Genomic DNA, 17,247 nt, shown 5'->3' on the forward strand with positions numbered 1-17,247 from the left:
CTAGTATTATATCTTTACTGAAGCAACTCTTCCAACTCATTTGCAACTTTCTTACTCACCGCTGATTCTCCACCAAAAATCGTTAGACGTTTTAGATCTTGGTCAGAAATATACGTTGTCACGACATCAGGTATTCTAGCGTGTACGAGTAGGACTGCACTGTCGTTTTTCGCGGCTAATACTGCGCCTGTTAGTGCATCAGCGTAGTTTTGGCCGGTTGCGACGTACATGTGTTTACTTGTTACGTTGAAGTGTTCAGCGATTGCAATATTGGTTTCGTAACGGTCAGCGCCTGATAGTGTCGTTGGTTTTGGTAGTTGTTTCACTACTTTTTCGGACACGACAGTTTTGCCGCCGACTACGATTGTTTTGGTTGCGCCTAGTCTTTCGAGTGCTTCCACTGTTTTCACAGGTAGTTTATCAGCTTGCGTCAATAGTATTGGCATGCCTGATTTCGCTGCGTGTGCGGCGACGGATAGTGCGTCTGGGAAGTCCATGCCGTTTGCGATGATGACTTTATCGGAACTTTCCATTTCAGATGCGATTTTTGCTGCTGTTTCGAAGCGATCGCTGCCTGAGATACGTTCGACTGTAAGTCCCGCGGCTTTTAATTCGCCTGCAACTTTAGCACTAATCGCGCTTTCGCCACCTAGGATGACAACTTTCTTGGCGCCGAGTCTAGCGATTTCTGCTAGGGTTTCTTCGTATAAATCATTCGGTAGCGTCAATAATATCGGTGCGTTTAGCTGGTGCGCAAATGGCACTCCGGCTAGGGCATCCGCGTAATTATCGCCTCTTGCGAGAACGATTGTGTCTGACTTTGTCCAGCCTTCTTGACTGATTTCGATGGCGGTCAGGTAGCGGTTCGCGTCTGATATGCGATCTACGCCAGTTGGCTCTTCGACTTCATCTGGTAAAATTGTTACTTTACCTTTAGCTTCTTGCGTGACTTTATTGCCGTTAGTGTCAGTTAACTCAACTTCGATGACTGCGCTTTCTAGTGCAATGTTCGGCGCTGTCCATGTTCCTTTGTACAATCCTGGTTCCACTTCAACCATTGGATTTTTCGAGGATGATGGGACATTTGCTTGACTCGGAAGTTGAACTGAGAACTTGGCTTCTCCGCCTTCTGATTCGCTGCGGAATGAAACCTCAATCTCTGTACCGGCCTCGATAGTCATGTCTGTAGCTGGTTGAACATCTTTGATAATTGGTAGTTCTGGAACTTCTTCTTCTGTAATAATTGTGATTTTACCGGTTGCCTCTTCGGATGTTTTATTGCCAGCAGTATCGATTAGCTCTACAATCACTACGGCATCTTTTAGATTTATGTCCGGTGCATTCCAAGTTCCCTTGTAAACCCCAGGGGAGACTTCTTCCATGGCGTTGCTTGATGTGGCCTGTGTTTGTGATTGGCCAGGAAGTTGTACAGTAAAGCTTGCTTCTCCGCCCTCTGTTTCACTACGGAATGAAATTTCAACTTGATCGCCCGGTTTTACGGTTTGATCTGTTGCTGGTTCTATATCTGTAATGATCGGCGCGCTTAGCTTCACGGTCACTTGGCGTTCAATCGTTGTTTCGTGGCCAAGTGCGTCATGCGCAGTTACGGTGATTGTATGGGTTCCTTCTTCAAGAATTAATTTCTTAAGGAATTCGCCATTTTTCACTTCTAGCGCTTCATCATTTACGAGCAGCCGATCCAAGTTGTCGTCGAATACGGTTCCTTTTACTTCAACGACTTCTTTTCCAGTCACGAAGTTGTCCGTCGGCGAACTAACCTCTAGCTCTGGTGATTTTGTGTCGACAAAGACGTGAAGCACTTCTTCGCTTGTCACTTCACCGGCAAAGTTGCTTGCCTTTAGGGTTAATTCGTACTGACCGTGGTCGAGACCTGTGATTTCCGTTTCGAATGTGTTGTCTTTTGTTGGTTCGATTGTCGCGAGAACTTCTTCGCCATGAAGAATCGTGACTGTGCTTCTGTATTCGGCAGTTCCGGAAACTTCGAAATCGCCGTCTGTCAGAATGTCGTTTTCAACTGTCCATGCTGGAACCTCTGGAAGTTGTTGAACGCCGTCTCTCGCCCATTCAACGGTTTGTAGGAATAGCTGTTTCCCGTCTTCTGTCCATCCTCGATTTGGTCCGATGATATTGGTTACTGCATAGGAAGACAGTAAAACTTGCATGTGATTTTTCCCTTTGAAGTCATATGCAATTGCCGCTCCTTTGTTTTCATCGTCCACAATCATCGATGCGAGTTCGATTCCTTCATAGTTTTCGAATGTTGCGTATGGACTCTTTTCGCTATGAATTTTGACGTTGTCTTTTAATCCTGCGAAAATTTCGTGTTGGTTTTCTACCTCAATGAATACAGCGCCTTCGTTGTATCCTTGTTTTGCGCGGGTTGGATTTCCAGTCGCTTTTTCAAGCAGTTTCATGGATCCATCCGGGCCCCAAGTGTCGACGAAGATAAGACTTGTTTCGTGTTTATCACTTTCTGCGATAAGTTTGTTGACTTGTTCGGTTGTCCCTTTACCGGAGTTCACGACGATTACGTCGTAATTGTAGACGTCGTCAACGATGTCCCACGCACGGCTTTGGGCTGGGAATTCATTGTCCGCGAAGAATTTTTCTAAGTCGTTGTTTATATCGCCCAATACAGCGATATTGAATTCGCTTAGCGTAAAGTCTAGTTCTAGTTCTTCGCCGGCTTCAAGCATGAAAGTCCGTTTTACTGTTTGATAACCATTTGCTTCGAGTGTGATTTCATAGTCTCCTGCCAGCAATTGGTCAAATTGATAGGTTCCTTCTTTGTTTGTCATCTCCACTTTTTCGAACTTATTTTCCGGAGAAATTAACGTCAGGCTTGCGTCCGCAATGCCTTTTTTGTTCATATCTGCTACTTTTCCGAATACGGACATTCGATCTGTTTTGGCCATTTCGAAATTGAGTTCGACGACATCTCCGAGTTGCTCGACATGCGCCACTTCAGTTTGGGAAATATAGCCTAGTGCTTGAACGCGAACTTCATGCTCGCCAATTCCAACGCCTAATCGGTACGTACCTTCTGAATTGGTTTTTGTCGTCAAGCTTTGGCTTGGAATCGTAATCGTCGCGCCTTCAATTGGATTTCCTTCAGCGTCTGTAACTGTTCCGTTCACTTCGCCGAGGCTTGCATTCAATGCCCAGTCAATCGCGTTTGTAAAGATCCGTTTGCCGCCTTCAGCCCAACGATCTTCAGGGTGGCCGTAAGAACCTACGTGCAGTCCACCTAATAATATGTGGACGTTTGACGTTGTTCGGAAATCATACGCAACACCGCCGCCGATTCTGCCGCGTTCATCATGAACAATATCTCCGATTGTCGTCCCGCTGTACGATTCGAATACATTGTATTGAACGTTTGACGCTGGGTTTGAATGTTGGAGAACAGTTATTTTGTCGCCTACTTCATACCCTAAGAAGATTGGGTGTTCTTCCAATACTTCATAGTCATAGGCAGTTGGTACATAGCCGCTCGCTTGCGCCCCAGGATCATTGTAGAAATTGTGTAAATCAACAATTGTCCCGTTCGCGTATTGTCCTGTAAAGATTATACTGACGCCCAAATCATCCGCCAGTTCTATGAACTCTTTAAATTTTGCTTCTGGCATGGAGCTGCTGTGACGGTCGTTTAGAATGACCAATCTGTAATTATCTAGCTCGGCCATTAACGCGTCAATCGTTGAATTCAACCAAAAGTCTGCATCATAGCCTTCAGCTTCTAGGAATGGCAGCATTCGATTGCCATTTGCTGTCGAACCAACGAAAGCGATTTTTTCTGAGACGGTTACTGTAAAGTTCACTGTCACTTCTTTGTTATTTGCAACTGATGCTGTGACGATTTGCGGTGAATAACCAGCCGCTGTCACGCGTACTTGGTACTCTCCGACTGGTACTTGAACTTCATAATTCCCTTTTGTGTCCGTCGTTGTTTTTAACGGTGTTCCAAGTACTTGGATCGTCGCGCCTTCAATGCCGCTGTTCGTATCTTCAGCTTTCACTTGGCCTTTTATGATGCCAGCTTCGCCTGAAGTAATGACTAACGTTTTTTCTGTTTGTTCTCCGCGCACGATATCGACTTCAAAGCTTTCTGTTTGGTGCCCAAACGCTTTGATCTTCAGCGTATAAGTACCTGTATCTTCAGCAAAGAAGAATGAGCCGTCGGATTCAGTTTCAAATGTGTATCCTGTTTCTTCGACGGTGATTGTAGATTGAACGCCTCGATCCATATTGTTTTTAATCGTTCCGTGCAATTCACCGACATACTGTTCTTCATTGTCCAGCGCCCAGGTTATGGCGTTGTTGACGATTCTTTCACGATTTTTATCGAAATAGGCATCTGTACTAAATCCAGATCCGAATACCATTGTGGATAGGAGCACTTCAGAACTGTTCAACGTACGTCCGCCGTATGCAATGAAAGATCCCAATTCGCCAAGTGTGACATGCGATGCTTCTGCAATGGTCTTTCCTGTATAACCTTCGAATCCGTAATAATACGTTGTCGGGAATGTGAAGGCATTGTTTTCATCGACAACGACACCTTCAAGGATCGGGTGGTCTTCGAGAATGGTTGCTGTTAATTCCCTGGATGCTGAAGGTAAGTTCCCTTTCACATCTGAAGTTGGCATTCCCATATGTTCGATCAAGAAAGGAATACTCCCTCTTGGACCGTGACTACCCGTCCAAATGACGGATGTTTCAGTGCGATCTAGTTCGTTTATAAAGCTTGCAAACTGTTCTTTATCTGGCATCAAGCTATTGTTGTAATCTGAGTTCGCAAAGATTAAATCGAACTCTTGAATTCGCTCGACATCTGTATAAAGGATTTGCTCCACTTCATAGCCCCTTGAAGTTAAATATGTCTTCAATGAAAGGGTTGAAGTACCTTGAGCATCCACGACGACGCCGATTTTAGGGGTTGGTTTCATTGTTCGTTCGAATACTTTTTCTTCGCTGGCTTTCACTTCGACATCGAATTCTTGAAGGACGTAACCTTCTTTTTCAACCAGTAGCGTGTAGGTTCCTGGTTCTAAGCGGTCGATTGTAAATTGTCCACTAACCGATGTTGTCGCACTCCGTGGATAGTCGACGACCTCGATTTGTGCTTCATGAATCCCTTCCAGCGTGTTTTCATCGATGAACGTACCATTGATGGAGCCATTGTCGTCTTTTACGTTCATGACGATGTTGAGCGCTTCTAAATTTTCATCGACTGTAACTTCTTGTGAATATGTCTCGTATCCAAAGGCGTTCACGATAAGTTCGAATTCACCGTCGATGCTTCCGAAGTTATATGCGCCTGTTTCTGGATCCGTCCACTCTCCTAGGCCTTCGCTCGGCATTTCTACATAAGCCAAAAGCGGCTCGCCTTCTTCATTTGTCACTGTTCCTTGAACTTCATTGAATTCGATATACGATGCCCAAAGGATGGAATTTACAAATATCTCCTTCCCTTCTTTTGTATAAGCATCTGAATTTCTCAGAAGTCCGAGCGCATGACCACTTAGTAAAAGTTCCATGCTGTCAGCGGTTCTCGGCTTATAAGCAGCACCTAAACCGTGAACTCTGTCGTTATTTTCATGTTTTATATACGCTAGTGGATAACCTGAATAGCCGTCGAATGAAGCTACGCTACTTCTTGCTGGCACAAGCAGGTTAATGAATTCGTCGACTTCAGCCTTTCCAAAGATCGGGTTTTCTTCAATGACGACATACCCGGCCGAATTCGTCGTGTTGCTATGCTGCGTTCTTGCTTCAGGATCTCCTAATCTATTCACGAGGTGGTTGATGCCCGAACCCGTGTAATAGTCATCGCCGAAAATGATACTCACGCCATGTTTATCGGCTTCATCCAATAGTGACTGCAGTACTGGTAATGTCACGCTGCTGGTTGACTGCGTTAGGAAGAAGATAACATCTAGGTTTTCAATTTTTGGTAGGATTGAATTAATGGATGTGTGATTTTCTGCATCATCAATTCCGACTTCCCTTAATATCTCCCGTAGATTTTTTGAAGAACCATCGCCGATAATCCCTACAGATGGTGCAGGGTACAGTTCAACGTCTACCGTTACTGGGTGTGCCTTGACATCAACATCTAATCTTTGTGTCACGAAATCATCCAGGGTAATTTCTAGTACGTAATTGCCTTCATTCAGCCCCGTAATTTCGTAACTGCCATTGATTTTACTGACTGCTTCATCGATCAAGTTTTCCTCTTCATCGAATAACTGAAGTTTAGCCTCAGTGATTTCTTGTCCTGTGAGTTTATTTGTAATGGTTCCTGAAATGGTTCCGCTATCTGAAACCTCTAACACGATTTTCTCAACGACTGGTTCTCCGTTGATAAACTCAACCGTCACTTCTTTCGTTGCGTATCCTTCTTTACTGACTAATAATTTGTAAGACCCTTCATCGTGGAAAAGTTCATAGTTTCCATCTGAAGCTGATTTTGTATAAACGCCTGTATCGGCTACTTCGACTTTCGCTTGGAGTGGATTTCCATCAGAATCTTCAATGGAGCCAGACACCTTTCCGAATTGAACGTCCTGGATGTACTCAATACCATTCAACAATATTTTTTGTTGTGCGAATGTCCATCCGTTGAACGGCGATGCCCATGGTGATGCGGCATGTGTCGATAATAGCAAGTGCCCACTCGCTTCTGATACGCCTTTATACGAAATTCCGGTCCCTTCATAGCCATCCTTGACCGTACCGACTGTTGCAAGATGGCGGCCGGAATATTGGTTGAACCAAGCTAAGTGACCATTTTCAATTGTCGTTAAACCGACGCCTTTTTCGATTCCTTCAAAAATCGGATGATCAACGTCCGCTCTCAGACGAACATGCGTGTTTGCAGTATCTGAGCCATATTTCGCCGGGTCGCCACGGTATTCCCATAGTTGGCGCAAACTACCATAGCTCGGCCCCCATGTATCAGCAAATATTAGACTGACATCATTCTCTGCCGCGGCATTAATTAATTCCTCCAGCGCAGCTTCGGTTGGTTTTTTCCCGCTGGAAGTATACGCTCCGTTTAGGTAAAGCACTTGATAACTGCCAATCTCGTCAATAATATCCCAACCGCGTTCTTCCGCGGCAATATCATTAGCTGTTAAGAAACGGACGATTTCTCCGTTCAAATCATCTAATACGGCTACGTCTACTGGCGGCAGTTCAAAATTTAGGACCGTGTTTTTACCTGCCGTGATTGTCATTGGGACGATTGTATCGACATATCCTGCAAGCGAGAATAATACATCGAATGTTCCTTCTGATACTTCTGAAAACGTGTATGCACCGGATTCATCGGTATTCGTCTTAATGGGTGAATCAAGCATTGTAATCGAAACGTTTTCCAATGGGTTTCCAGTTCGTTTATCAGTTACTTCTCCTGATGCTGAACCATAGCCCGCAACTTCCATTTCGTAATTGTTAATTTCGCTAAATCCTGAGATAAATGTGATTTCCTCAGTGATTTGTTTGTAGCCATAAGCTGCAATTTTCACCGTATACGTTCCCGGCCTCATTGAAAGGGCATATTCACCTTTTTCGTCGGCTTCTGTGAATTTTTCCGAATCAACTACAGAAACTTTTGCTGCCACAGGCTCGCCTTCACGATTCGTAATCTTTCCGGAAATTGTTCCTTCAGAAACGAAGCTGAAAATACCCGTGTCATCTGCGGCGATAACTTGTCCTTCCGCTAAGGCAACACCATTTGTGCTTGAATAATTCAAGCTAATCATGCGGAGAAGCTCTCCCGAATAAACGTCATAGATTTTCAAGTTAGACGAAAGGTCGGTTATATAAAGATTTCCGTTTCCGGATATCGATCCGCTATTCAGCATGAGACTGCCATTATCCGTTTCCCAAACGAGTTTTCCATTCGATTTGTTAAACGCTTTAATGATTGGCGTATCTGCTGAACCGACTATGACTAGATTATCGTAAACAATCGGACTTCCCGCTTCGGTATTTCCGATGTTGGGAACAGTCCATAGCTCGGTCCCGTCATTTGCATCGAATGCGCGTAACGTTCCTCTTCCCCCGTCTAAATTGGTGGAAACCGCATAAACAACGCCGTCTTCGTAAACTGGATTTGCAGCAAATCCTTCATTTTGGACAGTCTTTTTCCACTGTTCTTCTCCGTTTTCAAGCGATAATGAAGTTAATGTTCTAGATTGATAGGTTCCGACAAATAGTGAATCTTGGCCTAACGCCCCTCCGAAATAAGTTGTGTTACCGACTTCTTTCGACCAGATTTCACCACCCGTATTTGCATTTAATGCAATGACTTTTGCATTTGGTTGCGCATGAGATGTGATGTACAAAACACCGTCATGATAAATTGGCGATTCGTAAATAGCTGGATAAGCTAAGCGTGTCGACCATTTTTTCATGCCTGAATTCAGGTCGATTGCGTGGACTTGATAATCTCCTCCGCCCGCTACATAGACAACGCCATTTACGATTGTCGGAGTGGACCGGTTCATATTCCCCGTCCCGATAGCCCATAGTTCTTCACCGCTGTCTTGATCGATTGCAACAATATATCCGCGGTCCGTCGTAAACACGACTTTCCCGTCCGATACGACTGGCGAAGAAAACACCATCGCGCCTGGAGATGCATAACTCCAAGAAGCTGTGAGACTTTCTGCATCAATCTCCGCGTTGCTTACTGCGTTTCTCGAATAGTTATTTCGAGCGGTTGCCCAACCTTCTGCTGAATCAATCGAAATGGATTCGACTACGATTGAAATTGTTTTGTTTTCTTGATTTACCGGTATCGAAACTGTTTTTTGCTTGATACCAGATCCACTGATGACAAACGTATATTCATCAATCGGAATATCCGTTAATTTGAATTTACCTTGATCATCTGTGCGTACTGTATTTATAGGCGTGTTTTTAATTCGAACGTATGCATGTGGAACTGGGTCACCATTTTCATACGTGACTGTTCCTGTAACATCAACGACTTCAGATTGTTGTAAAGTCCAATTTTTCGTTGATACTTCACCTTTTATCACTTCGACTGTTTCCTTTAGTAATTGGTAACCAAATGATTGTATTTCGACTTTGTGCGTCCCTTCCCGGATTTTGAAGTTGAATAAACCATCGTCTTTTATCGATACGCGAAGGTCTTCTTCTGGAAAATATAGTTCCCCAGGAATCGGATTTCCTTTTTCATCTTTCAATGTTCCATCAAGCGTCCCCGCGAATGAAGCTTCCGTGACTGCTTGATAAACGTTGACTATCCCCTTACCATAACTGTCGTTTGGTAAATTGCCCATATGACTTTCAGTTCTAGCTGTGTTTTCCAATAAGTCAGCTACTTCATCAATGGATAGATTCGGTTGACTTTGCAAGATTAAAGCGATTGCGCCGGCAACATGCGGTGTAGCCATTGACGTTCCGCTTTTTACACCGTATCCGCCATTTGGCACTGCCGAATAAATTTGATGTCCCGGTGCGGAAACTTCGGGTTTCACATGACGAACGCGTTCACCATTTTCATCTGGCCAGAATACGGGCCCTCTACTCGAAAATGAAGCGATTTGGTCATGACGATCGGTCGCGCCAATTGAAAACGATTCGATAAAGCTTCCTGGCGATCCAACCGTTTGCGGTCCTGGCCCATCATTTCCAGCTGCGAATAATGGGAAAATTCCTGCCGCTACCCAAGCTTGTACACCTGGCAAAAATTCTGTACGATATGAATCGGCACTTCCCCATGAGTTATTGACTACATCTGGCGCTTTACTTGGATCTCCACCTGGCGCTAGAAACCATTCGAAAGCTTGGTGAATACCGGATGCTGTCGCTCTTCCGTTATCATCGAATATTTTTGCAGCAATCCAGTCTGCGTCTGGTGCCACACCTATCGGTTCACCATTTCCGCCACCAACTGCGGATCCGGCGACATGCGTGCCGTGCCCGTGCCCATCATTTGGCGTTTGGTACCCACTACCCGATACATCTATCCATGAATATTGATGTTGTCCATCACGTCCCCGGTAATTATGTCGCAAGGCTTCATGCTTTTCGGTAACGCCTGTATCCATAATCCCGACGACGATTCCTTTACCTTGCAGGTCATATTCACCCCATACTCTCGGTGCAAATATTTTCTCTAACCCCCACTCTGGCAGACGCGGTTTTGTTTCCTCCGCTTCAAATTCTGGCATTAGAATTTCAATATCTTCAGTAATGCTCTTTATATCTTTTCTCTTCGCAAGTTTTTCTAGTGCGTCCTTCGTAACCGTTGCTGCAATACCATTAATCACCCATAGCTGCTGAATATTACTGACTTCTTTAGATTTCTCTAAAGTTTTCAGATGTTTCACCATGTCAGCTTGAGATGATTTTGCAACTGTTTGAAGTTGGTCGACGACAGTTTCCGCTTTGTCTATTTTACTTTTAGCGGATAGTGATTTAGACAGTTTGGTTAAATCAACAGCATCTTTCATTTTGATAATGACATCTACTGTTTCTTCTTTTTCCAGCACTGTCATGACTGTCGCTTCTACTTTCCCATCCATCACAAATAAGTCTTCAGCTGGTTTTTCTTCCGAAGACAAATCATCAAGTAAACTTGGTATTTTATACTCGTTTACTTTGTTATCGTTATTTGGTTGTTTTTCTAATTCAATGTCTTTTTCTTTCACTTTTTCCAACTTCACTTCTTCATCAAACGTTAAGTCCGAAGTGCCAGCCGTTTGTGCTGCCGCTTGTTGTGGAAATATTAAAGGTACAAGTAGCAATAAAATCATAAAGATTGAAAACATTTTCTTTGCAGCTTTTGATTCATGCATTGTCAATGATCCCCCCTATGCTTTTTGTTCGCTTACCATTGAACCGAAAAAAACAATCCCCCTTGTGTCATATTCTCCCTATTACAGGAACCGTCATAATTGTAACAAAGTTCTGCCTATTAATCTACGAGATGTTTGAATATTTATATTAGTTTACTATATTTAGGTGACTTTACCTAGTTTTTTTGGGGATGGGTGTATTATTATCTAGCTTTGGAGGGGATTGAGTGGAGAATGAGTTCCGGTTTTGGTTTTTGCACTTAGTGGGCTTGGGTAATTCGGGGTTTGTTGAAATTGGGCGGAGATATTTGGCGATTGCGCGGACATCATGCGTGATTTTAGCTAATTGGGTGGACATAATGATAGATTGGGCGGACAACCGGGCGCGGGCCGGCGATTGCGCGGACATCTTTGAGGAAAGAACGGACATAATTGGCGGTTTCTTGAGATTAAGGGGAGATAATGCTGAATTGCGCGGAGAAGGGATTTAGGTTTTGGTTTTTGCACTTAGTGGGCTTGGGTAATTCGGGGTCGGGGTTTGTTGAGATTGGGCGGACTTCGCAAACTAGGGAGAGGACTTCAAAGCCGATTGCGCGGAATTCACGGACCAGGGAGAGGACTTCCCACCCAATTGCGCGGAATTCGAAAATGGAGAGGACTTCAACCCCGATTGCGAGGACTTCTCGAACCAGGGAGAGGACTTCAAAGCCGATTGCGCGGAATTCGAAAATGGAGAGGACTTCAACCCCGATTGCGAGGACTTCTCGAACCAGGGAGAGGAATTCAAAGCCGATTGCGCGGAATTCGAAAATGGAGAGGACTTCAACCTAGATTGCGAGGACTTCACGAACCAGGGAGAGGAATTCAAAAGCAATTGCGCGCAATTCGAAAATACAGAGGACATCAACCCCAATCACGCGGAATTCACGAACCAGGGAGAGGACTTCCCACCCAATCGCGCGCAATTCGCCAGCAGTTAATTGAATTCAAAAAAACTAGAATCCATTAGATGTTCCTAATGGATTCTAGCTTTATTAAACTTTGACTTACTGTACTAGTTTTGTCAGCTCGTCGGATACTTTTTTACTTACTGCGGATTCGCCGCCGAAAATTGTGACGCGTTCAAAGTCTTGATCTGTGATGAACTTGGACGCTGCTTTCGGTACGGAGTGACCGACTAAAATGATTGTGCTGTCATTTTTAGCTGCTAAAGGTGCGCCGGATAAAGCATCTGCGAAAGTTAATCCTGTCGCAGCATATACGTGGTTGCTTTCAACACCGAAATGTTTTGCAACTTCGATATTTGTTCCGAAACGATCCTCGCCTGCTAAACGTGTTGTATTAGGTAGAGCCAATTCAACTAGTTGTGATACAGCTGATGTTCCACCAATTACATACGTTTTTGTTGCGTTAAGATTTTTGACTGCTTCTTTAGTTTCTTTTGAAAGCTTTTTCGCTTCTGTCAACAGAATTGGCAAGCCTTCTTGTGCTGCATGTGATGCAACGGATAATGCATCCGGGAAGTTCATGCCGTTTACAACAACTACTTTATCTGTTCCTTCTGGAGAAACTTTGGTAGCGATTTTCGCTGCTGTATCGAAACGGTTCTTCCCTGCAACTCTTTCTACTTCAAAGTCTGCTGCAAGCTGAGTCTCTACCGCTTTACTGATGGCGGATTCTCCACCTAATAGAACAACTTTCTTTGTGCCAAGGCGTTTAAGTTCATCCAATGTTGAGTCATAAACCTTTTTGCTTCCTGTTAAAAGAATAGGAGCATTCAATTTATGCGCATAAGGGACGCCCGCTAAAGCATCTGCGTAGTCATCTCCGCGTGCAAGAACTACTGTTTCTGCTGATTCCCAACCTTTTTTACTTACTTCAACTGAAGTATCAAAACGGTCGCTTCCAGAAACGCGTGAAACACTTTCGCGGTAAACTTCTACTTCCTTAATCGTTGTATTACCAGCAATGTCAATCACTTTAAGTTCAAAGACGTTTTTGCCTGGTTCTACGGAAACTTCAGTTGTTACTTCTTTGTCGAATGCGACCATGTCGTAGCCTGATTGATCTTGAGCGAATGCTTCACTTCCATCAACATAGTAGCTGATTTCGTCAAAGTTATCCGTCAAGTGTGCGACTAGATTCACTTTTGTTGTATCACTATTTACGACAGCTGGTGCATCGGCTTCAAGCCCTGGAGCTGTTGTGTCAATAATTACAAATCGGCTGTTCGATAATGATGCTTCGTTGCCTGCAACATCTTTCGCGTAAAGAGAAATGATGTGCGATCCATCTTCATCAAAAGTAACTGTTGTATCGTAACTGTAATTGCCTTTTTCTTTATTCCAAACTAGTTCAACGTCTTGACCGTTCACTTTAAACTCAACAACTTTAGAGTTATCTGAAACAGTACCAGTTACTTGAACCTCATTTGTGTTAAAGACTTCACCAGTTCCTGGTGTTGTAGGCGAAATTACTGGTGGTGTATTATCGTTCACACCACTAATTAAATATTCTGTTGTATTCCCTGCATAGTCTTCAGCTACTACTGAAATAGTAGTACCGGAAGGAAGCTTTTTGTCAAATGTATGTTCAGACTCTTCACCGTTTGTAGCGGTAACAGATTCACCGTTTACGAGTAATTCTGCATAAGCGATGCCTGAACGCTCATCTGTAGCTCCAAATGTTACTTTATTGCCATCTAGACTTGCAGTTACTACTGGGGCAACAGTATCAACAATAACAGGGATTTGAACTTTTTGAGCTTCTTTTCCTGGTAAGTCAATTGTTGTTGCAATCTCATAGTAATATTGGCCGTCTGCAGCTGGTTTGTTTTTAATCTTTCCATCCCAAGCAACAGAAGGATTCAGTCTATATGGTAAAGCTCCACCTGAACCACCATCGAAATAGTTCTTACGAATGTTGTTCTCGGATTTAATCTTGCGTACTACATTTTTGTTTGCGTCTAGCACATTGTATTCTGCTAATTTCGCATTACGCAGGAATGATAAGAGTGGAATAACTTCATCATTCGCACCGTCACCATTTGGTGAAATTGCGATTTTTGAAGTTGAGCGTTTTCCTGTTAATGGATCTACACCTAAGTAACAGTATCCGTCTCCACAGTCAAATAACATTGCTGCCTGCTCATAGAATGAATCATTTCCGTCATACGCTAGTTTGTCAAGTACAGGTGCTGCGTTCCAATCACCTTTGAAACCAACATATGGAACAGATAGTTCTGGATACGTATCTGTAGGGTCTGTTAATTTAACAAAGCCTTCTACAAAATATCCATTTTCAAAGAATGTATCAATTGGCTCATTGTATGCCCAATCCACTGCATCCGTCAGATCAAGAGTAACTTCAAAAGTTACGCTTTCATTTGCAGGAATTGTAATTTCATCAGTACTGAATGAAATTGGGAACTCACCTAACCACGGTGAACCTTCTTCAATTGTTCCATCTTTGAAGATACCGCCAGCTTCTAATTCATTATGTTTCTGGTCAATTACAAAGTCCGTTTGTACGTTACCGTCAACATTATACGTAACTGCTTTATCAGACACGTTTTCTGCTTTCAAAGTAAACGTAACGTTGTCGCCGATTTCTTTTAAGGCAACTTTTCCTAGATTTGATTCAACTTCTGTAACAACTACAGGCGTACTCAATGCAGCATGAAGTTGCATTAAACCAGCACCTTGACGGCGTGGTGAATACGGGTTACCCAATCCATAATGGTTATTATATAACCCTTTGTCTTCTACTAGGCGACTCGTATTCATCAAAATGTTTTTAGCCATTTCAACACGAGCTTTTCCTTCTAAATCGAAATCTTCGTCAACACGTTGGAGTACAATTGCAGATCCACCCGATACATGCGGTGCTGCCATTGATGTACCACTCATCGTTCCGTATTGATCGTTTTGGAATGTCGACAAAATATTTCCACCCGGTGCTGTAATCTCAGGTTTGAAATCCAAGTTAGGTGTTACACCCCATGAAGTGAAACCTGACATTTGACCTGATAATGGGTTTGCGGATGTCGCTTTCTCGCCCGCGAACTCAAGTGTAACTGCGATGCCATCTTTAATTTGTTTCGCTAACAGATCACCATCTGTTTTCAACATGAATAATTGTGGAATTGTAATATCTGGCTCTGTCGCCATACTTACATAACCGTCTGCGTTATTATAAATAATAACCCCGGAAGCGCCAGCTGCTTGTGCGTTTCTAGTTTTAGTAACAAAGTCAAATTCTCCACGTTGAATTAATGCAAATTTCCCAGTGAAATCCTTACCAGCAAAGTCTGCCTCGGTTCCACCAAGTCCTGCATATTCAACACCAAATGTTGTTACATCCAAATCTTCTGGATGGACACTACCTGCTGACAAGAAAGGAGCTTGCCCTTCTTGACCGTCAAACGAATAGTTTACTGCATCCATATCCATAAAACTGTTTTCTAATGATGCAACTTGTAGTGAATCGACTGATAGACCAGGTGATCCTACTACACCAATATCTGGATTCGATGCATAAGGATTATGGAATCCATTTCCAAAGTTAGCTGAGTTCCCAGCAGAAATGGACATTAGCACGCCATTTTCAACTGCTCTCTCGATAGCTTTTTGTTCTGGATCTTCTGGAGATACGAAAGATGCAGTCGATCCTAGGCTTAAGTTAAGAACATCTACACCTAAAATAATTGCATCGTCAATTGCTTTAACATAAATATCGCCCCAAGTTGAACCCATTCCCGGATCGTTTCCGAAAACTTTTAGCGCTAATAATTGTGCTTCAGGAGAAACACCTTTAATGCCGCCATTTTCTTCATCACCATTTGCACCAACTGTACCGGCTACGTGCATACCGTGCATTGATGCTCCAGGTCCTAGGTCAAGGATTTCTTGGTTTTCATCCATATAGTTATAACCATATGGAACTTTTGCAGTATGGAAAGTTCCTGGAAGGCCATTTTCACCGATTGTTGCATTGGTTTCGGTTTCTGATAGAGCGGCTTTCTCATCATCAGATAGAATCATATCTTTATGACTTGGGTCAACACCCGTATCTATGATTCCAACAACCATACCCTCGCCATTGTAACCGTATTCATCCCATGCTCTTTGCGCTTCAACTAATTCCTTACTGTATTTCATCTCAGGTTCAGCATCTGGACGCTCATATTCTGTTGAAATCGTAACGTTCGTGACACCGGAGATTTTCGTGATTTTCTCGATTTCACCGTATTCCACGATTCCACTAAAACCGTTGAATACAGTTGTGAAGTTTTCTTTAAACTCCATATTTATATTTTTACTAGAGAGTTGTTTTTTTACTTTTTCTTGAGAATTTAGTGCAGTTTTTTGTAACGCTGCTTTTTTAGATTCAGCTAAATCACTGAACTTCTTCCCTTGGTTTGTCGCGTAGGTAATCGCAGGATCACCTTTCACTTCAACAACTACTCTTACTTTATCAGTTGCTTTATACGTTTGTTCGTCTTCTTTGCTAATTTTCTCTTGCGATGTTACCGGTTTTGTCCGTTCATCTTTCAATTGAACTGGACCGGCAGCCGCCATCGCACTACTTGAAAAAACTAGTAAAAACGTCAATAGTAAGGCAAGACCTCTTCGGATTCTCAATCAATTTCCCCCTTAAGTATAGTGTTCTTCTGACAAAACTCTCCAATATTATCGGAGTAAGGCTAGATTTTTTATCACATCTCCTCCTAATCTATCAGTTTAATCTTGTCCCAATTAATAGTGTAGTATTAATACCTAGAATAGTCAAATTATTTTATGAGTTTATACTTATTGAAAAACGAATGTGTTTAGTATCACTCGATTGTAAATAAAAGGGTTTCGTGAGCGTAATTGATACCAGATGCAGCTAAATAAACCGTTAAAATGTAGTTTCCTTTCTCTAATGCAGGAAGCTTAATGTCATAGCTTACTTCTTCTCCAGGAGCGAGCGTTACATCTCCTAATACTTGCAGAAAGTTTTTGCCATCTGAAAAACGTTCTATCAATCCCTTTTCTTTACTGCTCAATTCATAGTCGTATCTTTGACTTGTCGTAAATGAAAGTTTCTGGTTACGAGTTCCTTCATTTTTAACAGTATAGGTCACCTTTTTGTTGGCATTTGTAGAATCCTTCGCTTCGACAAGTGAAAAAACGAGGTCGTTTTTGCTCCCTTTAGTTTGTGATTGATTTGGATCGAACTTGTGAACTTTAACAATTTCTTCTTTCAACTTCTCTTCCCCCTCACCATTTATCTCAGTCTTTTGCTGACCATTATTTACGGCTAGCCAAGTTAACAATATCGTAATCATTACTAATGAAAGGACTAGTAATCCTCTTCTTTTCATCGTACTCACCGCCAATTTTCT

General features: G+C 42.9%; 4 protein-coding genes. 1 reads left to right on the top strand and 3 read right to left on the bottom strand.

Going from position 1 to position 17,247, the window contains the following annotated elements:
• Positions 1-14: 14 nt before the first annotated feature.
• Positions 15-10,859: a carboxypeptidase regulatory-like domain-containing protein gene (locus J4G36_RS10830; protein WP_210470009.1), complete on the bottom strand. Its 10,845-nt coding sequence runs from the start codon at positions 10,857-10,859 to the stop codon at positions 15-17.
• A 227-nt stretch (positions 10,860-11,086) separates the two neighbouring features.
• Between J4G36_RS10830 and J4G36_RS10835 the strand changes: the two genes are divergently transcribed.
• Positions 11,087-11,350: a hypothetical protein gene (locus J4G36_RS10835; protein ID WP_210470010.1), complete on the top strand. Its 264-nt coding sequence runs from the start codon at positions 11,087-11,089 to the stop codon at positions 11,348-11,350.
• A 555-nt stretch (positions 11,351-11,905) separates the two neighbouring features.
• Here the strand turns inward: J4G36_RS10835 and J4G36_RS10840 are convergent.
• On the bottom strand, positions 11,906-16,501 hold the full coding sequence (locus J4G36_RS10840; protein WP_246880480.1) for a cell wall-binding repeat-containing protein: 4,596 nt from the start codon (positions 16,499-16,501) through the stop codon (positions 11,906-11,908).
• Positions 16,502-16,695: 194 nt separating this feature from the next.
• Positions 16,696-17,226 (bottom strand): BsuPI-related putative proteinase inhibitor, encoded by a 531-nt coding sequence (locus J4G36_RS10845; RefSeq protein ID WP_210470011.1) that lies wholly within the window; start codon positions 17,224-17,226, stop codon positions 16,696-16,698.
• Between the last annotated feature and the right edge of the window lie 21 nt (positions 17,227-17,247).

The organism is Sporosarcina sp. 6E9, from assembly GCF_017921835.1.
Taxonomy (GTDB): Bacteria; Bacillota; Bacilli; order Bacillales_A; family Planococcaceae; genus Sporosarcina.

Coding starts and splice junctions, on each gene's coding strand:
- J4G36_RS10830 (WP_210470009.1), bottom strand. CDS start 10,859: ATGCATGAATCAAAAGCTGCAAAGAAAATGTTTTCAATCTTTATGATT.
- J4G36_RS10845 (WP_210470011.1), bottom strand. CDS start 17,226: ATGAAAAGAAGAGGATTACTAGTCCTTTCATTAGTAATGATTACGATA.